The organism is Thalassotalea mangrovi (genome assembly GCF_005116735.1).
GTDB lineage: Bacteria > Pseudomonadota > Gammaproteobacteria > Enterobacterales > Alteromonadaceae > Thalassotalea_A > Thalassotalea_A mangrovi.
The window spans coordinates 155,417-179,802 of sequence record NZ_SWDB01000004.1 but is presented as its reverse complement, the minus strand read 5'-3'; the positions used below and the strand labels follow the sequence as shown (position 1 = coordinate 179,802).

Here is a 24,386-nt window from a genome sequence, read left to right as displayed (position 1 = left end):
GCTCTTCTAAACTTGAAAGTGTCACAGCCAACAACTTGATTACTAAATGAAATGAATAAGCCATTCAAACCAATATGGTTACTGCTAATAGCCTTGTTAATGACATCATTCACGGCTTTATCTGCGAAACAACCGTTCAACCTATCCACCGATGAAAAAGTTATTATTGTTGGTGATATCCACGGCGATTTTGAAGGCTTATCCGGTCTGTTAATAGCAGCAGGTGTTATTGATCTAAATCTTAACTGGCAAGCCGGTAAAACCCATTTTGTCAGTGTTGGTGATTTACTTGATAGAGGTCCCGACTCGCGAAAAGTGATGGATTTTTTTATGCGCCTGGAAACTCAGGCTTCGTCGCAAGGCGGCGCTGTGCATGTAGTGTTGGGTAATCATGAACTGATGAACCTGGTCCGAGATCTTAGATATGTTACCGACCAGGATTATGATGACTACCGGGCCGAGGAGAGCACATCGCTGCGTAATGATTACTGGCAAAGATTTCAGGACAGCGCATTAAACGCATCTCGCAAAGTAAATCAACAGGTGCTGAGAGCTGATTTTGAGCGCCAATATCCCCCGGGTTATTTTGGTCATATGCAAGAATTTTCCGCCGCTGGTAATTATGGCAGTTGGCTTATGAGTAAGCCAAGCATGTTGAAGATTAACGACCTGCTTTTTGTGCACGGCGGGCTATCAAGTGACCTTCCTCAGATCGCCTTATCGCAAATCAATCAACAATCTAGCGCGGCGATCCGAGCGTATTTACAAGCCTATTGGGAGCTTGAAAAACGCCTGCCTTTATACCAGATGAGTACATTTTTTGATGGTTCTAAAACACTGGAAGAGTTTGTCAGCAATTCACAAAGTGATATAGAACCATACTATCAAAAGTTTATTAGTGCCGAGCAGTCCTTCTATCTGGGTGGTACCAGCCAGTATTGGTACCGGGGATCAGCACTCTGCCATCCGATTTATGAAGAGGAAATACTGGACACGGCACTACAGCATTTTCAGGCCAAGAGGTTAGTGATAGGACACACGCCAACCTTAAGCCGAAAAATTGAAAGCCGAATGAATGGTAAGGTAATTAATGTCGATACAGGGTTATATCGTGACTATTATCATGGCAATCCAATGCTGTTATCAATCCATCAGGATAAGTTAGAGCAATTTGATGGCAGCAAATGGCTACCCTTTTCCACAGCAACTCAACAATTTCGACAGACGTATCACGGCCAACATTATGAAAACTGGGAAGATTACCTGAAAAATGCGGAAGTAAAGGCAATCGAGCCGCTCAAAAATGGCGAATTAAAACGCGAAATGATTCAGTTAGACCTTGATGGACAAACGTTTAGTGGGATTTTTACCAATGAACATAAGGTGTCAACGCGCGCTGCCAGGGCAGAATATGACAATACCTACAGTTATAAATATGAGGTTGCCGCCTATAAAATTGCCCGCACTATCGGCCTGTACATGATCCCACCGACCGTGCTTCGGGAAGTAAACGACAAAGAAGGTGCATTGCAATTAAGCATTGACAAAAGCTTCAGTGAAGCCACGAGGCTGGCGAAAAATTATTACCCCAATGAAGGCTGTGTACTCGCTTATCAGGCTAATTTAATGCGTTTGTTTGACTATTTAATTTACAATAGCAATCGTTCCTCAAGCAACGTTCGTTACACCGGCGACTGGCGAATGTGGCTCAGCCAACACACACACAGCTTCAGAACCCACACAACAACGCCAGATAGCCTGCGGTCAAACCCGATACCCTATTCGAAAACGTTAGAGCTGGCACTAAAAAACCTGGACAAACAAAACATTGAAGAGGTAACCCAGGATCTGCTGACAACATCCCAGCTCAACGCGATTTTCAAGCGTCGCGATAAGCTGTTAGAGCTTTGGCATGGTGATTAGCACTTTCGTCCTTAATTAACTGCTTATGTTGCTTCGCAAGCTTTAATGCGATAACAATCCATAGTAATGATAGTGTCAGGTTGACCGCTGCAAATTGGTAATAATCCAGCTCAAACATGTGAAAACCAACCACCACAATACCGACATGAAGCAGATCGCCTAAGCGCCAGCACAACGCATCAATGACGGTTTTCCCTTCATAAATCTGCTGCTGGTTTAATGGTAAAAACAAGGCGTGCCGAGCGGTATTCTGCAATGAATAATCAACGCTATTTTCGGCAATTTTGATTAAATAAAATAACGTAAAGATCGGAAAAAACGTGGCAACTCCATAACCAATAAATGCCAGAACAGGCAAAATTAGAATCGCACCATGAACATGGATCCATTGCAATATTCTGGACACTAACAGTAACTGGATTAACATGCTAAGCAGATTTACCCATGAGTAATAATTGCCATAGAATTTACCGACAAAAACCTGCGGGTCCTGAGCCTGTTGCGCATACTGATATACCCATTTGGCAAGAATATATTCGCCGGTTGTATTCACACAATTTAACAACATAACAAAACCGGCGATGACCAGCAGGTAACGGCTATGAAAAAACGTATCAAACCCAGCCTTTAACGAAGGCATACGGTGGCTTAATCCACGTTGTTTTTGCGAGGGCATGGCAACCAGGCTGGGAAGCCAAATCGTTGCCAGCAAAAGCACCGCCGCCAATAACATCAACCCTTCAGCACCAATTAATGCAAATAACCTATTGCTGATCTGCGCCCCGGTTAACGCTCCTGTTGCCGCTCCGGCAACAATAAATGCAAATAATCGTTTGCCTTCATCCGAGGTATGGATATCGGCAGCGTATGCCCAAAACTGAGCTATCAATAAAACATTGATAACCCCTAACCAGACATAGAATGGAATAGATACCGGCAACCTGAATAAATACAGTAACCAGAACAATAGCAAGCTCAGGGCAATAATTAAGGAGACTTTTGCTAAGATTTTATCCGCCCCTTTTCCGCGGATAAAACTGCCGTAAAGCGGCACCACGATAATCAGTATCAGAGCCTGAAGGGCAATGGAGTAGCTGCGTACTTCGGCGGTATGTTCTGACAGGATTAATGCTTCGCGGATAGGTTTTAAAATGTAATACAACAGCATAAGTAAATATGCGTAACCGGCGAGCATCAGGGTCGATTTCCCTTCACCGGGATGAACATGAGTAAATATCCTCATGACCCTTTCCAGGTAACTGTAATTGCTTGAATTACTGTTTTCCACCCAATTAAAATCCCTACATTTTATCCGGTTATGTCAAAGCTTATTCTTGAACTAAGAAGCTGTCAAAAAAGGGATTACAAACAACGACCACATCGTAGCAGGCAACGTTCTATCCAGGACTTGATGAATTACTTTACCTGGTGCCACCGCCCAGAACTGTAAAACTCACTATCCGGTTTACCGCTTTTTCGTTGTTCGTTTTCGATATGATTTTTTACCTTTTGAAAGCGCCCTTCAACGCTATCGAGATGCAAGCTTTGCACTTGCTTGTCTGATAAACCACTGCTGCGCAGCAATTCTTTTACCTCATTAATATCCCAGTTTCTCATGCCTTGAATAAACTGCCTGCTCACCGCACCTTCGGCCAACTTACTTAATCGACAAATGCTCGACCTCATCGGTCCTTTATAGAACGATCTTGAATGATCGATTGCCCATAATTTACCTAAATAGACCTGAACCTCATTGCTTTGTCGCATCGCTGAATCAAATCTCTTATTAAGGTCAACCAGGATGTTGCCTTCATGTCGATCAACATTGCCAATAATACAGTCGAACGCTTTAATCTCCTTAATCTGACTGTTTTTATCTGCCAGACTTCCCGGATAAGGAATACCTTCTTTTTTTAAATCAAAAAGGACCATCGAATTTTCAACCCAAAGCTGCAAGGTACCGGGGAGTAATTCCTCGCTGGCAGTTAACCCGGTTTTCGAGATTTTTAAACTTCTGCTTACGGTTGGCGGAATAATGTTTAACCCCAGGTACCTGGAAATCAGGTAGGCAGCCAACTCGTTATAATAAGCATCGTTATACCTGATTTTACTGCGGGTAATGGCAACTTGGTGAGAACGATAGCTTTTATCGCGAAACGCCGCACGAATCCTGTGTTTTCCTTTAAATAATCCGATTCGACGAATTTGAGTGATGCTTTCTTTTTTACTCAACTCCCTGGCAACACCTTCGCTAAGATCAACCTCTCCGGTATTTAATAATTCAAAGATAATGGCTTCATCACGAACGACAGGCGCAGACTCAGCAGGCCCCCCGATAATCACCATGCAACTTATCAGGGAAAGCAGGCAAGTTGTCCTTAACTCATTGAAAATTGGCAGTGTTCTCATTGGTAAAATTAAAGCGCTACAATTACTTGCAAGTATAGTCAGCTAATAATATGACTTTAATATGAAAGCTAAGGTGTTGTTGAACCGCATTTAAACCATGGAGGTGTTTAGTGACTGTATTTTTCTGCTTTTAACTTTTATAAACCTCTTAGGTATTGGACATAACAGGCAATTGCAACACACCTAATTAATCAGTCTCTCCTGATTAAGATCATCCCCCCTTAAAATGATTCTCCAAATGAATTAATAATGGCTCAGCCTAATATCTCACCTGTTCACGGCACTACAGCAAACAGGCAGGAAGAGCGACCAAAGTCGGGCGGATACGCGAGCAAGGTATCTCCGTTAAATTGCAAAATTTAGCAGGATGCGGTGAGCTATGAGTTCTCTGGTTATCACTTAATACGCCGTATTTCATCTGCCGCTCCCAACCTAGCACCTAGAGACTTGAATTCGCTGAAAAATAGTCAATCTACCGATCGCAACTGTACAAACCTTTGCAAATTGTTACAGATTGGCTCGCCGAACTAAGAGATACTTTTTTCGAAAAATGCTTAATTCCGCCGTTGCTAGTGCATTTAATAGGGCTATTTGGTGTGCACTGAAAACTCCTATAAACGCATTCAGCTGAGGTGAAGGTTCTATTGACGTTTCCTGCAATATGACGAATACCCGGCCTTTTTCTCTTTTTTAAATCGATAGAATAATTTTGATAATTCCCTTTAAAGGTGGTTTATGCGTAATAAATTTAAGCAACCGATAATATTATTGTTTTTAGTTTCAATTCTCACAGCTTGCACAAAAGATGATGAAGTTAGCACCGATGAAGACAGTAGCTCCATAGTTCAAAAACCAGACTCATTTTCATTCACGGCGCGAAAAGACCAACCTCGAAATACGCTCATTTCGTCCGACGAGATTACGATATCTGGTATAACATCTAAAGCCGAGGTGAATGTTGATAATGGCGAGTATTCGATTAATCAAACAGCATTTACCAAGGATAAAGGATTCATTGAGAGTGGCGATACATTAGCGTTACGAGTATTAAGCTCAAGCGAATATAACGAAAAAACATCGGCAACAATTAATATTGGCGGAGTACAAGCGAGTTTTGAGGTAACAACTGAAACTCAGTCGCAAGATTCCCTCCCTGAACCTTTTCGCTTTATCAACGCCACTGAACAAACCCCATCTTCACAAACCATTTCAAATAGCATCACGGTTACAGGTATCAATACAGCGACACCAATTAGGATTGTTGGCGGTGAATATAAGGTTAATGGCGGCGCATTTGTATCAACAAAGGGCACTGTAAACAATGGTGATAGAGTAAAAGTACGAGTACAAAATTCCGCTGACTTTAATTCTACCGTTGCAGCCACTCTATTCATTGGCGATGTCAGCGCTGAATTTCGATCGACAACTGGCGATGAAGAAAAAGAAGTTGCCAGCTTACCTTTTCAAGGATTTGTCGGAAATACAACCGGTGGCGCTGGCGGACAGGTCATCAAAGTTACCAATTTAAATGCCAGCGGCCCGGGAAGTCTGCAAGATGCAATTGACCAACCTGGTGCGCGTATTGTCGTGTTCGATGTTTCCGGCGTTATCGATGGCGACATAACCATTAACCATGGTGATTTAACGATTGCAGGCCAAACGGCGCCAGGCACTGAAGGTGTTACGCTCCATGGTCACCTTTACACACGCTATATTCGTGACCCTGATAATAGCTTTGGTAACATTATTGTCCAGCACATTAGAGTACGCCCGCCATTAGGGAGAAAGTCTCAACAAGATCATGATGCCATTCAGTTTTCATCAAATAACCATATTATCCTTGATCACGTGAGTACATCGCACGGTAGTGATGAAAATATTGATTTCTATTCCGGTGCCAAAAACATCACGGTGCAGTGGTCGCTTATCAGTTTCCCACGAGAGACGGAAACCCACAAAAAAGGAAATGGCTTACTTAATGGTCCGGGCGGCGGTCTAATTGCCGTACACCATAACTTATTTGCACACAACCGAAGACGAGCGCCAGCCATTGCTTACGGGCCAGCAGATATCCGTAATAACGTTATTTACAATAGTAAGGAAGCGACCGTACACCACAACCCTGCAAATGGTGAATTCAACATCATTGGTAACTATTACATTGATGGTCCAAGTGAAACCTTATTGCCAATTTGGTTAGACCCTGAAAATTCAGACCCGCAGTTAAGTTATTATTCCTTTGATAATTATGTTGATGATCCTAATAAACCCTACACAGGCACGTTTAACAACCCTTTTCAGGAATTGACGAATTACAATTTTTATAAAAAAGGGGTAGTAACGGCAGATATGTTTGAAAACGAACAGCCTATCGATTTCAGCAAACGACCTGGTTATGAGCCAATCACCACCGATAGCTCAGCGACAGCCTATCAAAGAGTGTTGAAGTGCGCGGGGGCGTTTCCAAGAGATGCCATAGATAGCAAAGCAATAAACGATGTCATGGATAGAACCGGCAAGTATAACGGTAATAAAGATCCAGACCTGTTCTGGGGATCAACATCTCGAGATATCGATACCGAAGACAGTGATAACGATGGTATGTTAAACACATTTGAACAAAAAAATGGTCTCGATCCCAATAACCCTAATGACATTCATACCCCTCTTGGTGGCGGACGTTCAGCAATAGAAATGTATTTAGAACAACGAGCTATTCAAATCATGGGAAATGCACAAGAATGCTTTGAATAAAGCAATTCGAGAAGAGCCGAATTATTCGGCTCTTTTGTTACTCCGGCCTCCACAACCCTTTAATATTCAGTTTTAAGATCTCTAAGATCGTCACTTCCTAAATTCAAACTAGCATACAAACTCCCGTAAAATTACGTCGTTGAGTGATTTGTTTTCCCTCATTTAACTACCTACTATGTAATTAATAACAACCAAATCGCGATACTTACCACATGAAAAGTAAAGAATATTTTTTAAATAAGGTAGTTTTGAGTATTGTTGTTCTTGTTGTCGTTGCCCTGGGGCTAATCAATAACCTAGACAGGGTGGCGAATAAACAGCTAAATGCTTCCTTTAGTAGCGCGATGACCACGTTTGTTTTGGTTAGAGGTATGAATGCGGCCATCTCTGTGTTTCAGGGTACGGAAGTCTCGGTAGAACCGGGAGGCGTTGGTGTGACGATGACGCCGGGTCAGGTGCTCGACCCAGTCAATGATCTGGTAGAGCGTTTTTCATGGATTGTCCTGGCCGCGGCAACCTCCCTGGGCGCGCAAATACTATTGTTAAATTTCGGCTCTTCAATCGTTGCCAAAATTCTCCTGTTATTCGCCGGCACCACCATACTGATGAACGTCTGGACCTCACTGTTGGACAAGGTAAGCTGGCGGCACATTCTGATCAAACTTGCAGTGGTGATCCTGTTATTACGATTTTTAATGCCTGCCGTCGTTCTGTTAAATGAGACCGTATACCGGGCTTTTTTAGAGCCTACCTATACAGATTCCTACAAAGCCCTCGAAGGCGTGGCAAAAGATGTCGATGAATTTCAGCATCAGGAGAGCGGCCCCATGGCGGATGACAGCGAAGAAAGTTTACTAACTTCTATCAACCGGTATTATGAGCGCCTTAAACAAAGCATGAACCTTACTGAGCAATATCAGGAATTTTCAGAAAGGGTATCCGCTGGCGCCGATCATATCGTCAAAATAATCGCTATTTACGTATTTCAAACCCTGTTATTTCCATTACTTTTTCTGTGGTTAGCCATAAAAATAGGCGGTCAGATGATTAATGCCGACTTCTGGTTGCAAAAACGCGGTGGTTGATTTCGAACATTAGAACTGCCGATTTTAAGAGAGAAGTTTCTTTAAAAATTCGTACCTTACCCCTTCTCATTAGTTTCTTGTTTTGCCTAATTAATTTCTATAAAGTATGTGCCTTGTGCACAGGCCTCATGCAGGTGTAGCAACCTCCTTAACAATAATAAAAATCCTATTTTGAGATCGAAATGAAGAATAAAAATACCGGCGCATTTGTTAATTGGCGGCAGATTGGCTCCATTTGCACCTTGTTAACTGCATGCATTGTAGGCAGCACCTCCGTATCTGCAATTGCTAATCAGGGCGAGCACAAGTTTTTGGAAGTGCAAAAACCTAGATCTGTAACCACGTTGCAATTACAACAACCACAAATAACCAGTCAACTGACTCCAAAGGCAAGCACTGCTAGTGATGTAATAGTGAATTCGGAATACTTGTTCGAAAACTCATTGAACGATGAAGCAGGCGCTTATAACTTACAACTAGTGGGCGGTTCACAAAACTATGCACAGCGAGGCAGTGGTAATGTGTTAACCATGCAGGGAGAGCAATACCTGGAGTTACCTGTACAATTAAGTCAGGATTTTCAAACGGATAAACCTATATACATCAGCGTCGATTTTATGTTGCCTGAAATCGACATAGATGAAAGTGTTCGGGTTATCCTCAGCAATAAAAACTGGGCCTATGATGTCTATGGTCTGAAATTAACAGCCTTTAATGAGAAAACGGCATGGCAGCCAGAAGGCACGTTTTATGTAGTTTTCAACATCGGTGTCGGCGTAACTGAAATTGCATCTGGTTTTCATAATTTGAAAATGGATACCTGGTACACCGCAACAATAGAGCTGGATTTTGAAGATAACACGGTAGGATTTGGTATCAATGGCCGTGTCGATAACAAATCTCTTACCGAAAACATTACCGGAAATACCATCGACCCAACGGGATTCATTGATTGGATGGGAAAAACGCCATTGCGCATCGGCGCCCATTATTCCGAGCCAGGTACTGAGCCGGAGTGGCGCCATGAATATGACATTGAAAATGGTAATTTGACTACCTCGAATTTAGCGGATGTTCACTTAGATAATTTAGTTATTCGTTCGCCAATGCCCGACGGCAATCCGGAAGTTGTAAAAGCAGCACTCACCGCTTTCACCTCACACTTAAATGGTCAGCCGATCTTATCTAACGAGGAAATGAGCGAATGGTTAACCGAGCTTCGACAAAACCTTAACGGTGTAAATATCACCGACTTTGCAGAGGAAGCAAAAAACTTTATTGACACCCATGCTGATAAATTTGGTGCTTTATATAAAATTGAGCACAAAAATAATCTAGATAGTGTTGTATATGATGACTTTTCCGATGTTTCAAAAGCCTATGTTGACCTTGGCGTATGGATGTTAGAAACAGGCCTGACTCCCGATAATGCCAATGCCGCCACCGGCATCAGCTTGATTGAACATCAGCAGTTTCCCGGCAGTCTTCCTTCTGGTGCGCAACGCATTACCAATGGCGAAGCCGACATCAATGCACAGTTTGTCCTCGTTCCTGGTTATCTAATGGGTGGCATGAAGTCGGATCCAGACGGTGAGCTTAGTGCCGCGCTTTATCGCCCCACGGGTTACTATGCACCGGCAGGCGAAACGGTTACCGTGACCGTTGATGAATCCTGGGTAAATTCCGGCTTACATATTCGCGTTGGTGCGCATCAGGATAATCACATGACGCTTGCTTCTACAAGTCGCTTTCCCAAACTCAATGTGGATTACCGAATAGAGTCAACCAGTATTGAAGTGATCAACCCGATGGGTGGCGGTATCTACATTCTGGTGCCACAGGGTGTCGATTTAGGCTGGCATAAAATTCATATTGACGGTGCCGTACGAGCTCCATATTTCTCCACCCGCAAGGGATACGAAACCGCAGAACAGGACTGGCAGTCGATTCGACAGTTTCCGGGAGTTTTTGCTGACTTTGAATCGGATAAATTTATGGTCACGGTACCAACCTATGGCATTCAAAACTTTGATCAGCCGAAGGCGTTGTTGGATCGTTGGGATGAGATCATGGACTTATTCCAGATAATTCATGGCCGTCCTCTGGAACGCTCCCGCGCTGAAGCTTATCTTTTGGATGCCACCCAGCTAGTCATTGGCTCATTCCCTGGTGGATATCCTGTCACTCCGGGATTTTATGCGGAAGAAAATGGCGACATTACCCAAGGCTATTATTCACCATTTGCGGTATTAAATGACAAACACTGGGAACAGGATCGGGGCATGCTAGTGATGTTGCATGAACTCGGTCATCATCACTATGGTCGATTTATTAATGTTGGGGAGCAGGAATCTTTTGTAAACGTACCTGCGGCGGCCGTTTTGAATTCAGTATTTGGCTTAAGCTATGACGAAGCAACACGTTATTCCGGCTATCAGTTATTTACCCGCACAGAAGCGGCTATAGATTGGATGGTGACGCACAATTTCCGCAACGGCAATCCCATTGGTAATGATCCAACTACTGAATTTCAGCCCATTGAAACCTCATATCAGACTCGTGGCCATGCTAAATACATTGACTTGGCCGATATCACTGGTGGCTGGGAAGGCCTGGGCAAAGTCTATGAAATGTTTTATGTGGAGGATCTTGCCTCCGGTACCCCACCGCAAACGCAAATTGGCGTAAGTCATGATGAATTTCTTATTAAAGGCAGTGAAGCCCTTGACTGCAACCTCGGGAGTTTATTTCATTTCTGGGGCATCCATCCGAGCGAATCCGTATCTGCGCAACTTGCCTCTTATCAAGCCTGTGATGGGGCATTAGAACGCGTACTTCACTATCTGGATAATGCGCCAAGAACCAATGAAGAGCTAATTCAATTCCACGCAGAAAAAACCGCCGTCGATGAAGGCCAATTAAAGGCTCATATTTACGAGCCTTTACTTAAATCCTTTGATGTCAGTGCCGCGCAACAAATTAGAGACAACGGTGCATATATTCTGAAAACCTATTTTGACATCAACGAGGACTTGGCACCAGGCAAGCCGATAGTGGAAAACACCATGGTTTACTACAGCGGCGAGCACCCGGGTGCAACGGAGTTCTCCTGGTTAGCAGCCAACGACCCAGAAGGGCAGAGCTTACGGTATAGCTGGGTGTTAAAACGAGCGGATACCGGAGAAGTACTGTTATCCCGCAATTGGGTCGATGGATTATCAGTAACCATCAACGCAGCTGAAATGAAACAACTAATGGATACCATTAACGCTGCCGGTGATGAGGTAAGCTTAGTACAGCAAGTGACGACTTCCGATACCTTCACGATAGTGCAAAGCGAGCAGGCAATAACATACCTGATGCAGGAAGTCGATAGCGATGGCGACGGTTTAAGCGATAGTGCTGAAGCGGAATTAGGAACCGATCCAAATAATCCGGATACCGATGGTGATTCTGTCAATGACGGTGAAGATTTTGCGCCGCTTGATGCGAGCGAGTCGCTGGATACTGATAACGACGGTATAGGTAACAATGCAGATACAGATGATGACGGCGATGGTGTACCCGACAGTGGAGACGCCTACCCTCTAGATCCCAGTCGCTCAGAAGCACAACCAGAAAATCCGAATAACGGCTCTGAAAGTAGCTCCGGCGGTGGTTCACTTGACTGGCTGGCAATAGTATTTATTGGATTGGCGGTCAGTCGACAGCGCCTGTTGGGCAAAGGTAACAATAATTAACCGAGTCATTAAAACGACAACAGAACTGAATTAATGCACAGCTGATGGCATTAGTTTCAACGGATTTCATACCAGCCAAACCTCTGACTGGTTATAACCATGAAAATAGCTGACTTGATATTAGTTAATGATATCAAGTCAGTTTCTTACAGCTGTATCATTATCATCGGCTAGTTCCCCCAAGCGGGGCTGATTAACAAGGCCAATGACGACAAATATCCAATTATCCATATTAGCGAACGTAAGGTAGAGATATCTTTGACATAAAGAATCAGGTAAACAATCCGGGCAATCACATAGGTAATAGCCAGAAAACTCACCATGCTGGAGGACACATCAGCAACCATGGTTACTAATACACCTGACGCAAATAATGGCAAGCTTTCGATCTGGTTTTGATGGGCTGCCAGAGCACGTTTGCCCCACCCGGTTAGGCTCGCTTGTTGTTCACGCGGATTGTTATTGTCATAGCCACCCGGACACTGGGCTTGTGCTTTGATCAGCGGCAGTTTTGATAAAGGGTGTAATAAGCCGGCGATAAATAAGCACCAGAGTTGAATTGTCATATTATTTTTCTCCTGATTAAACAATTCGGCAATGGCCTTAGGATAATATACCTTAAAGCCCTAAAGCTTTAGCGCTGTATAGCTGTAAAGTTCGAAAGCGCTGTCTCCTTTCCGGCCTATAGCCTTATAACCTTATCGCGTTACAGCCATACAGCTTTACCGCCTTAAAGCCTTATAGCTCTGCAGCTTTATAGCGTTTTTTCCACATCAATCCTTGGCAATTTGACGAATTCCCACAACTTTCAAAACCATCAATCTAACCTATTGATATTTACTTTAAAAAAACAAATATATTCGACTTACCTCAGGAAGTCCTCAGGTTTTTACCGTAGGTTTCCGCTTTAATTATAGGACGTTTCGTTGAGGCCTGATGCAAAACCGAATTACAGCAACGCATTGAACGCTGTCAGTTTGACCTCAAGCACTTAAGCGAGACGGTGATATTGCGATAACGCATCAAGCAAACACTGAACGGCAAGGCAACAGACATTGCCATTCATGAGGAGGAACCATGAAACACCCTATTTCGCTAACTTCAGTAACGGCATTAGCAGTAATGGTTATCGCTTTACTTCTGGCGCCATTCAAAGGCCATGCTGTTGACTATGAATTTGTAGCTGCGGACAACTCTACAGAAACCAAGGCATGCCTGTATGCGGTGACCGATGATTTAAGTGGACTTAAGTTAATGGCAAGCAGAGGGTTTGATCGCAATTATAAAAGAATGAGCTTAGAGCTGAAATGTAATGGCCAGGACATCAATCATTTTTCTCATAGCTATGGCGCCGTCGAAACCAGCGCGTACTTAAACAAACGCGTGTCTTCAAAATTTCGAGTCGATGACGATATTGAAATTATCGATATCAGTTCTGCAAAGCCTAATGCAGAAGGGAAAGCGGTCATATACATTGCCAGTAAATAGACTTAGATAAAACCTGTTAAAAAAAAGCACCCTAGGGTGCTTTTTTTAAGTCCTCAAAGACCGTAATGAATAACAATCTAACTTCAATTTACCAGGGCATTTGCAAGCTACTTTTTATCAATAAACCCCGGGAATAAACGCCGCAATTCGACGTTTGTATTCGGCATAGGTTTCACCAAAGTTCTTGTTAAGATCGCGTTCCTCGAAGTAAATACCGACCGCAATATAGAGGGTAAATAACACCGACATAACAAGACGGGTCGCCGACATTACAGGTACCGACCAAAGTAAGATAAGAACCCCCAGCATCATTGGGTGGCGGCTGTAACGGTACATGTACTTATTGGTGAACGGCAGTGGAGTATAAGGCGTTTTCCTGAAATAAAGGTATACCTGTCGTAGCCCCATCAATTCAAAATGATTCGTCACCAGCGTCGACAACAATAAATAAATAACGCCAAACAGATACAGACCATAAATAACATATACAGCTATCTGATTTTGCACCTGCCAGATCACTCCCGGCACCGATTGCCAGAAATAGAGTAGGATGCAAACAACAATACCGGACAGCAACATAAAGGTCGGGCGCTCGGCAGCTTCTGGTATCAGCTGAGTCAGCCTGGCTTTGAATGCGCCCCTGGCCATCACTGTGTGTTGAATGGCAAACAATAAGATTAAACCGATGTTAACCATTAACGCCATCCCTGTAGAGTCAGCGCGCCAGTTACTTATCCCGATTGGCACCAATGAGCCAGCGCCAAGAATAAGCCAGAACAAACCTATGCACCCCACGACGTAGGCGAGTATTCCGTATATAAGTACCAAAAATCGCTTACTTAAGCTTCCAGAGTCTATATGTGTTGATACATCAAGGGGGCTATTCATGTGCTTTCCTTACTCCGGTGAGATTTGGTACGTACGCGAATTAACAGGCTTTGGCCACAAGTTTAGTCGCAGCCCCTGATTCTGAAAAGTTATCGCAAGTTTAAACCCATAAAAGCAATTATCGTTTACCGAGATCCCACAATCCAGAGCCTTTAAGTAGCAACAACGACACACTTTGGGTCTTGCCACAAGTTGTCATATCAGCAACACCTGCTAAATTAAATAAAAGAAAACAATAACATTTGGTAAGGCGTTAATGATCGATAAAGTCATAAAGACATGTCAGCAATTAGTGCTGATAACGCTATTCCTGCCCTTCGCTGTTCAGGCCGAGCTGCCAAAATCTCTTGTTCCGTTTTACCTGGGAGTTGGCTTAGGCTCCAGCAGTTATGAAGTCGCCAACAACGACCTGCAATCACGCAAAATTGATGAAACCGGATTTTACTATCAGCTCTATGCTGGTATCCCGATAAATCAATACATTGCGGTTGAAGCGGGGTTCGCTGATATCAGCAAACTTGACGAGACCATCAGGCAGGAGTTTGCAGGAACAAGCGAACGAAATGTTGAACTCTATCGCCGTTATGAACTTGATTATTATGGTTTTCGATTCGATCTAAAGCTGTCAATCCCGGTCACCGAATACGCCGCTATCTATGGCAAGGTTGGAGTATTCAGCTGGCAATCTGATTATTACAAGCAGCTGACCGTTAATTACTTTGATCCGCAAATCACCGATATTGACCGTCGCGAGTCCGGGTCTGCCAGCGATACTGACGGCCATTATGCAATCGGCATTGAAGGCGGCAAAAACCGCTTCACATTTTTTATAGAACATGAATTATTCGAAACCGACAATGAGAATATATACGGCATCAATGCGGGTTTAGCCTATCACTTCTGATTCTTTTCTAGTTATTGCAACAGATATATCCCAAACCATTTATTGAACAATTTTCAGGCGATCAATACCGCTATACATGGATTCTCTTGCCTGCCACCAAGGAGTTAATTAAGATGCTGGCAATTGATACTGTTTAGGTATTTGCCCCCGCCAGACTTATCCTATGCACAGGTATGTTGTACCGGCAACCGGGATAGATAAATTTAACAAAGACAATATTTGGTTATCTATATGAAATCATTCGCAATACGCCTGGTAGTAGCGTTATCTTTAATTCTACCATTCTCTGCATCTGCCAATATTAAACTCGGCCTGGGAATTGATAAGGGTCTGGGGGTAACGGCGCAAATCGACAACGTACAATTATTCGCTGGCAACAATGGCGTTAGTTTTGATTATTTATTTAAAGCGGGTAACTTCGAGCAACAATCACCGCTTAGCTGGTATCTGGGCGCTGGTGCTTACGTAGGTGAACATGATCACGGCCTGAGAATGCCATTAGGAATCAAGTTTTACTTCGCCAGAGGTTGGGAACTATACGGACAATTGGCACCTCAACTGGAAATGCATGATGACGATCACCGTAATGACGATGATGAAATTCAATTTGGCTTAAGTAGTGCCATTGGTGTGCGTTACAGTTTTTAAAAAGAGAGGGCACCAAATGGTGCCCTTTTTAATGCCGTAATAGAATATCAATTTAGAAACGATAGCCTATTGATAAAGACGAAGACATGGCCGTGGTATCAATCTCGGCAAAGTCTTCGTATTCACCGGTCGAGCGAATACCCAGGGTCAGGTCCAGGGTCACCGATGGCCAATGATAACCAATACCACCATTTAGCTGAAAACCACTGAAGGTTTCATCAAAGCTGGAAACTTCCCAGGTTTCCCGGTAAACACCGCCACCAATATATGCTTTAAACCCTTCGTTCAATAGCCCGGTTCCAAAATAACCCACCAGGTCAAATCCGTTGTTTTCCAAATCAGACCAGTCATCATGTTCGGTATTGTAGTAGGTAAATTTGCCGGCCACCATGTCAGAAAAAGCATAGGCTGCATTAAGTTGAAATCCAGAGAATTCATCATCTTCATAACCGGATTCATCGGCACTGACGATCAAGGCATAGCTGCCGATGCCCACAGAAAAAGGCTTTGCATAACTCGCTTCGGCATTAGCCTGGCACGCGACTGACAGACTGATAAGACTAAGGGCATAAATCCCTGTTTTTAATGGCTTCATCCTGAGAATCCTTATAAAACGTAAACCACAAGGTTCCCTATTAAACGAGATTAATAATACAAAGTAAAACAATTAATTACCCTGTTCAAACCGGATACCGGCAAACCGGGATGTAAGGCAATTACAGATACCGGGGCAGCAATATAGATTTAATTAAGTAATGGATGCTCCGCTGGCAACTGATGACTGATCCACTTCACCAACCGTTTTTTCATATGCACACCATTTTCCTGATCCGCAGGCAAAGGTATTAACAATTTATCATTGACCAGTAATCGATAAATACATTCAACCTTCTGATCAAACGAGTCGGTGGGGCCAAAGCTCTGATAGCCACGGTTTTTAGCATAAACCTGGCCAACCTGTAACGCTTTTTTCAACAGCTCTTTTTCATTTTTCACTTTTTTCATCAGGCATTCCCCACGGTTAAATTCTGTTAGCCACATGTAAGGTGTTACATGTTACATCATAGTGGTAATTATTGATTCGAGTCATTGACTTTCTTGAGTTTTCTCCAGTTCTCTTCAACACTGAATGCATCCCCTTATAAAAGTGAGTAGCAATGCAGCAACCATCTGCCATTATCATTGATAGTCCTACCCCAAGTCTTCATGATGTCGATTTTACTAAGGGCTATATCGACTCTAAGAAAGAGTATCAACAGCAATTGAGCCACTGGCAAAAACGACTGCTGTCAGTGCAGCAGGCGTATTTCCATCAAGGCCGGCGAGTCATCATTGTGTTAGAAGGCTGGGATGCCAGCGGCAAAGGTGGCTTAATCCGCCGAATCACCGAACGACTCGACCCCAGGGGATTTCAGGTGTATCCGATTGCAGCCCCTAGCAAAGAAGAACAGGGACGACATTATCTTTATCGGTTTCAAAAAGTCTTACCTCCACCGGGCCGGTTCGCCATTTTTGATCGTTCATACTATGGTCGGGTATTGGTTGAACGAATTGAAGGGTTTGCCAGCGATAATGAGTGGCAGCGAGCCTACCAGGAAATTAATGAATTTGAACGCTTGTTGATTGATGATGGAGTGCGCATTATCAAAGCCTTTATCCATATTAGCAAAGAGCAACAGTTGCAACGCTTTAAAGAGCGATTAACCAATCCGGTAAAACGCTGGAAGCTCACCGAAGAAGATATTCGCAACCGTGATAAATGGCCTGAGTACGAACAAGCCATCAACGAAATGTTTGCCCGAACCTCGACTACCCATGCCCCATGGCACTTGGTGAACGGCAATCACAAATGGTACGCCAGGGTTTCAGCGATTCAAGGATTGGTGACCTTACTGGAGCAAGGTGTAGATACAACACCACCACAACTTGATCCGGCAATGTATGCCTGGGCAAAAACTCAGTTAGGGTTTGAATAAATGACCACACTTGTCGCTCTAAGATTTTTATCTAGCGCGAGGTCACCGCATGACACTTGAACAAGCTCCCGATCACGTAAAACTGGCAGTTGATTTAATTCAATTGCTGGAAGAAAACAAGGTGCCAGCCAAAACCGTTCTGGCTGCCCTGGCAATTGTTTCAAAAGATTATCAAAACAAGTTAAAATCGGAGGCTCAAGATAGCCAATAACTGGATTTTTGGTTATGTTATAACTATCACGATAGAATTTTAAAAAACAATAAGAAAATAATGGATTTATGGCGACTTGGCAAAACGGACTGAGCTTACTGATTTTTTTCCTGTCAGGCATTTGTCTGGCGAATAATACGACCATTTATCAGTACACTTCCAAAGACGGTGTCGTTACCTTTTCTGACAAACAGCCAGAGGCTCGACCCTACACCTTATATCGTTCGGAATGTTATGCATGCAGCACCAACTCAACGGTTAACTGGTACCAAACCCGCCTCAATACTCAGGACTTTCAGCAGGAAATCATCTCTGCAGCGGCAAAGTACCGGGTCGACACGGCACTAATTCGTGCCGTTATCCATGCCGAGTCACATTTTGATCACAGAGCGCTTTCCAAGCAAGGTGCTCAGGGATTAATGCAACTGATGCCTGCAACTGCAGAATCATTGGGTGTGAGCAACCCATTTGTGGCAGAACAGAATATTTATGGTGGCGTTCAGCATCTTGCCAGGTTGTTAAAAAAATATCGCGGAGATATTAAATTAGCGACCGCAGCCTATAACGCCGGCGAAGGTAATGTTCGAAAATATGGCGGCATCCCACCATTTACGGAAACAAGAAATTACGTTGAAAGGGTGCGAATACTGCACCAAAGATACCGCAACGCCCGATCATAAGCAGAACCCGAGATGTTATCAAAAGCAGACATTCAAACCAGCCTTAATCACTGCCAGTGGCAAACCGCAAGATTACAAATCCGTAATTTTCAGGCAACGGATCTGGCGACCGAGCTATCTCACAATAAAGATCCGAGAATCATGCGCTACATTGCTGACATTGAAGATGACGCGGCGTTAGCAAGCAAGGTAAAGGATTTTCTCAAACCCTGGCAATGCGATGACGGCAACTGGCTGGGATTGGCCGTCTGTTTGCCTGGTGTCGATGAATTTATTGGCATGGTTTGTTTGCGCTTCGAATCCCTTGAGTATCGCCGGGTCGAAATTGGTTATCGTTTTCATCCTGACCACCAGGGAAAGGGTTATGCTAAAGAAGCGGTAAGCCAATTGCTGGACTGGCTGTTTAATGATTGCCAGGTTGAAAAAGTTGTTGCTTACTGCGTGCAGGAAAACCAATCGTCGTTTCGGTTAATGGAAAAACTTGGCATGCAACGGGAGGGTTGTTTGCGCCAGCATTCCACCTTAGGGGGACGCTGGCACGATGAATTGGTTTATGGATTGTTACACCAAGAATGGCATAAGCTACAATCAGGCAATTAAATTACCGCGGTAAGGGCTTGCCTGAGGAAAGACTTCGGCGATCTGCTGATTGTCCAGTCGCCAGTGTTGCGACAATATCGAAGCTATCCAGGAAAAAGTATTCGACGTGGGTGCTAAATCCCGACCTTCGAACCGTTGCTTTTGGCTCAGCCCCGGCCACTCGCCTAACACCTGGCCACCAGCCACAGCACCTCCCGCCATAAACATACAACTTGCGGTACCGTGGTCGGTACCCAGGGTGCCATTTTCTTTAACGGTTCGTCCAAACTCCGTTGCCATGATCACAACCGTATTGTCCCAATATTCTCCTAAACTTTCCTGTAATGCCTGCAGGCCTTCATTGAGATCGACCAGATGTTTGTGCTGACGTCGTATCTCATAGTTATGAGTGTCCCAGCCACCAACTTCCAACATGGCACAATCCGTGCCCTGATCATTAGCAAGGATTTTACCGCAGGACTTGGCTAAATCGACAAAGCGACCACGGTTATAGCCATTGCTACCTTCGCTGGTTAACTGTCGTAACGCCAGTCCCTGGGCGAGGCGTTTACTTAACAACGAATCCGACTGGTATAAGTCCTGAAGGGCGTCAAAAATTGCCGAATCAGCACTATGAAAGCGAGATGGATACCAGGTAGTTACCTTGTCGTAACCACGAAGGCTTATCGGTACTGAATTCGATACCGCAATGGCCTTGTTAACCCGGGATGCTGCAGCGCGCCCGAGCCAACCGGAATCAGCATCAATCCGAGCGAGGCCACTTTCCAGAAAATCCTGGCCATCAAAATGTGAACGTTCGCCAAACCCGGAAGACACTGCATTGATCACCAACAACTGCTTCTTCTTGTACAATGAATGCATATGGGTCATTGCCGGATGAAAACCAAAACCATTATCAATGGCCAATAAGTCATCCTTAATGGCTGGATACAGATTGGGACGCAGTCTGGCCATGTCCGGTTCAAAAGTAGGCACGACGGTATGCAGGGAATCTAGGGCACCGCGCATGATCACCCAAACCAGCTTTGCGGGTTTATCATTGCTTGCAGACTTCACCGCAAGGGGGGTTGCCGCCAGCAACGGGGTATGAATTGTTACCAGTGATGCGCTTAGTGCTTTAATAAATTGTCGACGACGCATCGTCACCTCCGTTGGAATTCCGGGCTCATCAGAAATAACGTCATGGCGACATCCCGACTTTCGGCACGACTGACATGGGCATAAGTATCGTGACTTACGGTACTTCCGAGGGTGGTACTCATCAATGTCTCCGGCTCCGTTCGTTTTGTCCGGCGCACGGTTTCGGTAGTCCATTCGATCCGCGCCATCAGAGCACTGGCACCATCCCAGGTTTGCTGCATATCACCAAAACCAGCAGGGGAGCCTGCTTTAAAAGGAGCCTGACCAAGAGAGCGCATGGTGGAAAAATACTGTCCCTGCCCCACTTGTGTTACCCCTAAACCGCGTAACGATGAATAAACAAAATCTTTCGGATTCTTAAACTTGGCGCGATCATGGTGCCAGGCATCGGGATGACGTACCAAAGCCTCCATCACCTGTCGGATATTGCCATTGGATTGTTTCCAACGTTGTTGCAATGCCTGCAGCAGCTCCTTTGACGGGGTATCGCTGACAAAATGAGTTGCCAGTTTAGTGGTAATAAATTTCGCAGTATTGGGATGGGCGGCAAGGTCCCTGAGCATCGCCTCTCCCTGCTCTATGCCCTTTTGACGGTAAATTTTCCCCAGCAGAATCCGTTCTCCGGGTTCATGACCATAACTGCGATATTTAAATCCCGTGGTATGTTTATCGACTGGCTTTTTCACGCTCCAGCCGGTAATCCCCTTCGCTAATTCGACAACATCGGCCTGATTGTAGCCACCGTCTACGCCCAGAGTATGTAATTCTAAAATTTCGCGCGCCAGATTTTCATTCAGGCCCAACCGTCCGTGCTGAACAAATATCGAGTTCGGTCCAAATGACTTTTCATTATTCAAATATATCAACATCGCCGGATGCTGGCATACCGCAATTAACATATCGGTAAAAGAACCGAGCAGGTACGGAGCAATGGCTTCCCTCTCCAGAGTCGCCGCCAAAGCTGTCATCCCCTGAGAACTTGCCGATACACTGAAATGATTCGAGAAAAAATCAAGTAGCCGCCAGCTCACACCATGTTCGGACGCAAGCGCCTGATTAAAACTGTCTGTAGCCAGCTGACGATACGTGCTCTGAAAGTAGTTTCCAGCCGGATCCATCAGTTCTTGTGGTATTTCTCCATCTTCTTCACGCATACCACTATCAAGAAGTTGCTGGCGCTGTTTTCGTAATTGCCGAATCTCAGCCAGTTTTATTAAAATTTGTGATGAGTTTGGCGACGAACTTTTGGAAAAATCGATGGCTCGCAAGTTTGCCATCACCCACCCCTGCGGGTCGGCGGCGGCCGCCGCCAGGTCATCTGGCCTGGCTCCAATACCAAAACGATTTACCGCAATAGCAGCAGCATGACTGATATTGACATTATCAACTGGTTGCATAATAGATTACGTATGAATTTTACTCTCTACTATTAACTTAGTAGTGATCATTGGCTTTGCCAAATCATCCAAATCTAAGCCGGCTATACTTAATCGAACATAGCCACCAGGCTGTGTTAACCTGACTCGCTATATGAACCATAGGCAACGAGCCTGTTCCATTCTGACTCGATGAAACTTAACCAAATTAGAATGGGTATTATCGATTCAGTTCGTTTCAACTTCGTTAACCAAAAGGCCTGACAATGATGCATATCTCTCTAAACTCCTGGCTTAGAATAAGCAGTATTCCGCTATTGCTGATGATTTTCGGTTGTGGTTCAAATGGCACCGGAACCGCCGAACAAAAGCCGGTGGATCCCCGTCAGGGCAAAGAAGTCTCGCAGGTATGTTACGCAAGTTCTCTTGATCGATGGAGCACGTTAGATAATGAACGCAAGGCCTTGCTGATTTACCCCAGGGCAAATAAAGCTTACAAACTGACTCTGTCTGGCACCTGCGACCCACAATGGGCATTTACCCGAATTGCGACGGTACAGCGCATGGGCTCAAGTTGCTTGTCGCGTGGTGATAAAATCGTGACCGACATGAGCGGAGGTATGGCAGATAGCTGCATCATTACCCGCATTCACGAGTGGCATCCAGAGAAAACAAGCGACAACAGTGATGTCAAAGATGGCGATACTCAAGCAACCGACAATGACGAAAATAGTGAAGAAAAAGACAAGCTACAGCAAGACTAACTCAATCAATGACTGGTACTGTATCCCTGGAAAAGGTTTGTTTGAGCACGACCGTCGATTCAATACTATCGATGGCTGACACTTTGCCCAACGACAATTTTAGAAAATGTTCATAATGGCCCAGATCTTTGGCAATGATTTTCAGTAAATAGTCGTAACTCCCGGTAACCACGGAACATTCCAGAATCTGCGGCAGGGAACGCATCGCCTGTTCAAACTCTTCGGCCTTATCGAATGAATTCTCGGTCAGGCGAACCTGAGCATACACGAGCACTGAATAGCCCAGTGCCTGCGCATCCAGGGTCGCCCGGTAGCCTTTTATTACCCCACTCGACTCTAATTTTTTAACACGTCGCAAGCATGGTGTATCGGATAAATTCACCTGTTCTGCCAACTCAGACATGGCAATACGAGCGTTTTGTTGTAATGCATCTAGTATGTGTAAATCTTTATTGTCCACCCATGGTTCTCCACTTAACGCGAAATATAGCGTATTCCACCACAATATAACCAATAATTAGGAATTATCACCACAAAAATAGAAATTTATTAAATTATTTTATCGTAATTCACTGACCAAGCTTTGATAGCATTTAGACAACGACTTATTGAAGGATGGATACTGTGACTGCGAATACCCGTGCTTTTGATCAATGGATCAGAAACGAATTTTGTCAGCTTAATTCCGAGCTTGAATCCCTGTACTGGCAACAGGACGATAAAGCCAATGTAGAAAACCTTGGTGATGATTTAAAACAAACCTTAACCACCGAGGGCAATGCGCTAATTACCAGCTTATTGGCCGAAGGCAATACTGACGAAGGCTTTGATAATGCATTTAACCTGCTCGGTAATGTGGGACTGTTTATGGCCGCTTGCCGCCGCCATGAAATTACCGAACCAACCCGGGAAACCGTATCACCGCTGACGGAAGCATCGGCGCTGGCGATGCATATTGGTGCGTCCATTGGGGTAACACCAAGATTCGCAACAGCACACCTGACCACTCATAACAGTGCGATTAACGGCGTATACAAGCGCTTCACCGATTTACCCGATGAAGCCCTGTTCATCGATTACAATACTAAGGGGATCCTGGCCTACAAACGCGCGGCCGATGCGTTATTAAAAATTCAGCCCCTCGGCATCAGTCACCCTATCACCGCCGATTTACTGAAAGTCGCGAAGCAGGCACTGCAGGATGTTCTTGATTCAAATCAGATTTTATTTGAGCGATTAGATACGGATCGATTTTTCTATTGTGTGCGCCCATATTACAAACCTTATCGGGTCGGTAAAGAAGTGTATCGCGGTGCAAACGCCGGAGACTTTGCCGGTATAAACGTCATTGATATGCAGCTTGGGCTGTGTTTTGCCAACGAGCCCTCCTACTCGCAGATGCTGGTTGATAAGTTTTTGTATATGATGCCAGAAGACCAAACAATTCTTCGCGATTGTATGCGTCGTCCAAGCTTGATGGACGATTTCCTGGCTGCAAAAGATGCCCACAGGCAACAATGGTACCAGGAAAATTTACAGCTGTTTCTGGACGTCTGTAAGTTGCATGGCGACACGGCGATTGCACACCATAATCAACTGGTTGAGAAGTATATTCGCGTGCCATCAATGTCAATGATGCAGCAACACATGGATAAAGTGACCGCCTCTGGTCCTCCGCTACCAGCCTTGCTTGATGGCCTGGAAAAACTCAGGGATAAGCGATGTGCCGCCAAACGAGATGATATCCGCACCCGTTATCAGGATATTGAAGATTTAAAACAGACGCTGGATAAACGCTAA

Annotated in this window: 22 protein-coding genes; 13 read left to right on the top strand and 9 right to left on the bottom strand. The window is 44.5% G+C overall.

The annotated features are described in order from the left end of the window. The first annotated feature begins 99 nt into the window (after positions 1–99). Positions 100–1,923, top strand: coding sequence for a metallophosphoesterase (locus tag E8M12_RS02570; RefSeq protein ID WP_169303018.1), 1,824 nt, complete (start codon positions 100–102; stop codon positions 1,921–1,923). Here the strand turns inward: E8M12_RS02570 and E8M12_RS02565 are convergent. Both E8M12_RS02565 and E8M12_RS02560 read right to left on the bottom strand, forming a co-directional pair. Then, positions 1,880–3,166, bottom strand: a complete 1,287-nt coding sequence (locus tag E8M12_RS02565) for an NTP/NDP exchange transporter (protein ID WP_136734512.1) — start codon at positions 3,164–3,166, stop codon at positions 1,880–1,882. The two genes, E8M12_RS02570 and E8M12_RS02565, sit on opposite strands and share 44 nt — an antisense overlap. Before the next feature lie 173 nt (positions 3,167–3,339). Then, positions 3,340–4,269 carry a hypothetical protein gene (locus E8M12_RS02560; protein WP_136734511.1) on the bottom strand — a complete coding sequence of 310 codons (930 nt, stop codon included), beginning with the start codon at positions 4,267–4,269 and terminating at the stop codon, positions 3,340–3,342. Between the two features lie 798 nt (positions 4,270–5,067). On the opposite strand from E8M12_RS02560, the gene E8M12_RS02555 reads away from it, so the two are divergent. The 3 genes from E8M12_RS02555 to E8M12_RS02545 all read left to right on the top strand — a co-directional run bounded on the left by E8M12_RS02555 (position 5,068) and on the right by E8M12_RS02545 (position 11,911). Then, complete coding sequence (locus tag E8M12_RS02555; protein WP_136734510.1) at positions 5,068–7,086, top strand: pectate lyase family protein; 2,019 nt, start codon at positions 5,068–5,070, stop codon at positions 7,084–7,086. 248 nt (positions 7,087–7,334) lie between these two features. Next, positions 7,335–8,171, top strand: a complete 837-nt coding sequence (locus E8M12_RS02550) for a hypothetical protein (RefSeq protein ID WP_169303017.1) — start codon at positions 7,335–7,337, stop codon at positions 8,169–8,171. A 182-nt stretch (positions 8,172–8,353) separates the two neighbouring features. Continuing rightward, complete coding sequence (locus tag E8M12_RS02545; RefSeq protein ID WP_136734508.1) at positions 8,354–11,911, top strand: M60 family peptidase N-terminal accessory domain-containing protein; 3,558 nt, start codon at positions 8,354–8,356, stop codon at positions 11,909–11,911. Between the two features lie 170 nt (positions 11,912–12,081). Here E8M12_RS02545 and E8M12_RS02540 read toward each other — a convergent pair whose 3' ends face one another. Then, the gene (locus tag E8M12_RS02540) at positions 12,082–12,477 is read right to left on the bottom strand and encodes an MAPEG family protein (RefSeq protein ID WP_136734507.1); all 396 of its coding nucleotides are present in this window, start codon (positions 12,475–12,477) and stop codon (positions 12,082–12,084) included. 511 nt (positions 12,478–12,988) lie between these two features. On the opposite strand from E8M12_RS02540, the gene E8M12_RS02535 reads away from it, so the two are divergent. Then, complete coding sequence (locus E8M12_RS02535; protein WP_136734506.1) at positions 12,989–13,399, top strand: DUF3718 domain-containing protein; 411 nt, start codon at positions 12,989–12,991, stop codon at positions 13,397–13,399. Positions 13,400–13,516: 117 nt separating this feature from the next. On the opposite strand, the gene E8M12_RS02530 is transcribed toward E8M12_RS02535, so the two are convergent. Further along, positions 13,517–14,287 carry an NnrU family protein gene (locus E8M12_RS02530; protein WP_136734505.1) on the bottom strand — a complete coding sequence of 257 codons (771 nt, stop codon included), beginning with the start codon at positions 14,285–14,287 and terminating at the stop codon, positions 13,517–13,519. Positions 14,288–14,543: 256 nt separating this feature from the next. Here E8M12_RS02530 and E8M12_RS02525 point away from each other — a divergent pair, with 256 nt between their 5' ends. Together E8M12_RS02525 and E8M12_RS02520 are read left to right on the top strand one after the other, a co-directional pair. Next, positions 14,544–15,191 (top strand): outer membrane beta-barrel protein, encoded by a 648-nt coding sequence (locus tag E8M12_RS02525; RefSeq protein WP_136734504.1) that lies wholly within the window; start codon positions 14,544–14,546, stop codon positions 15,189–15,191. Positions 15,192–15,422: 231 nt separating this feature from the next. After that, positions 15,423–15,839, top strand: coding sequence for a hypothetical protein (locus E8M12_RS02520; protein ID WP_136734503.1), 417 nt, complete (start codon positions 15,423–15,425; stop codon positions 15,837–15,839). Between the two features lie 52 nt (positions 15,840–15,891). On the opposite strand, the gene E8M12_RS02515 is transcribed toward E8M12_RS02520, so the two are convergent. Together E8M12_RS02515 and E8M12_RS02510 are read right to left on the bottom strand one after the other, a co-directional pair. After that, on the bottom strand, positions 15,892–16,434 hold the full coding sequence (locus tag E8M12_RS02515) for a putative outer membrane beta-barrel protein (RefSeq protein WP_136734502.1): 543 nt from the start codon (positions 16,432–16,434) through the stop codon (positions 15,892–15,894). Between the two features lie 149 nt (positions 16,435–16,583). Next, positions 16,584–16,844, bottom strand: a complete 261-nt coding sequence (locus E8M12_RS02510; RefSeq protein WP_136734501.1) for a DUF5062 family protein — start codon at positions 16,842–16,844, stop codon at positions 16,584–16,586. Positions 16,845–16,996: 152 nt separating this feature from the next. Between E8M12_RS02510 and E8M12_RS02505 the strand changes: the two genes are divergently transcribed. The 4 genes from E8M12_RS02505 (at position 16,997) to E8M12_RS02490 (ending at position 19,306) form a co-directional block, all read left to right on the top strand. Further along, complete coding sequence (locus E8M12_RS02505) at positions 16,997–17,815, top strand: polyphosphate kinase 2 family protein (RefSeq protein WP_136734500.1); 819 nt, start codon at positions 16,997–16,999, stop codon at positions 17,813–17,815. A gap of 49 nt (positions 17,816–17,864) precedes the next feature. Continuing rightward, entirely contained in the window at positions 17,865–18,026 is a 162-nt protein-coding gene (rsmS, locus tag E8M12_RS02500) for a pleiotropic regulatory protein RsmS (RefSeq protein WP_136734499.1), read from the top strand. A 68-nt stretch (positions 18,027–18,094) separates the two neighbouring features. After that, complete coding sequence (locus E8M12_RS16525) at positions 18,095–18,706, top strand: lytic transglycosylase domain-containing protein (RefSeq protein WP_136734498.1); 612 nt, start codon at positions 18,095–18,097, stop codon at positions 18,704–18,706. A 12-nt stretch (positions 18,707–18,718) separates the two neighbouring features. Further along, complete coding sequence (locus E8M12_RS02490) at positions 18,719–19,306, top strand: GNAT family N-acetyltransferase (protein WP_136734497.1); 588 nt, start codon at positions 18,719–18,721, stop codon at positions 19,304–19,306. Here E8M12_RS02490 and E8M12_RS02485 read toward each other — a convergent pair. Both E8M12_RS02485 and E8M12_RS02480 read right to left on the bottom strand, forming a co-directional pair. After that, positions 19,295–20,446 (bottom strand): DUF1501 domain-containing protein, encoded by a 1,152-nt coding sequence (locus tag E8M12_RS02485; RefSeq protein WP_136734496.1) that lies wholly within the window; start codon positions 20,444–20,446, stop codon positions 19,295–19,297. The genes E8M12_RS02490 and E8M12_RS02485 overlap by 12 nt on opposite strands. A gap of 2 nt (positions 20,447–20,448) precedes the next feature. Then, positions 20,449–21,843, bottom strand: coding sequence for a DUF1800 domain-containing protein (locus E8M12_RS02480; protein ID WP_246033988.1), 1,395 nt, complete (start codon positions 21,841–21,843; stop codon positions 20,449–20,451). 245 nt (positions 21,844–22,088) lie between these two features. On the opposite strand from E8M12_RS02480, the gene E8M12_RS02475 reads away from it, so the two are divergent. Further along, on the top strand, positions 22,089–22,586 hold the full coding sequence (locus E8M12_RS02475; RefSeq protein WP_136734495.1) for a DUF6491 family protein: 498 nt from the start codon (positions 22,089–22,091) through the stop codon (positions 22,584–22,586). Position 22,587: 1 nt separating this feature from the next. On the opposite strand, the gene E8M12_RS02470 is transcribed toward E8M12_RS02475, so the two are convergent. After that, a complete protein-coding gene (locus E8M12_RS02470) occupies positions 22,588–23,046 on the bottom strand; it encodes an Lrp/AsnC family transcriptional regulator (protein WP_136734494.1) in 459 nt (152 codons plus the stop codon). 155 nt (positions 23,047–23,201) lie between these two features. Between E8M12_RS02470 and E8M12_RS02465 the strand changes: the two genes are divergently transcribed. After that, a complete protein-coding gene (locus tag E8M12_RS02465; RefSeq protein WP_136734493.1) occupies positions 23,202–24,386 on the top strand; it encodes a PrnB family protein in 1,185 nt (394 codons plus the stop codon).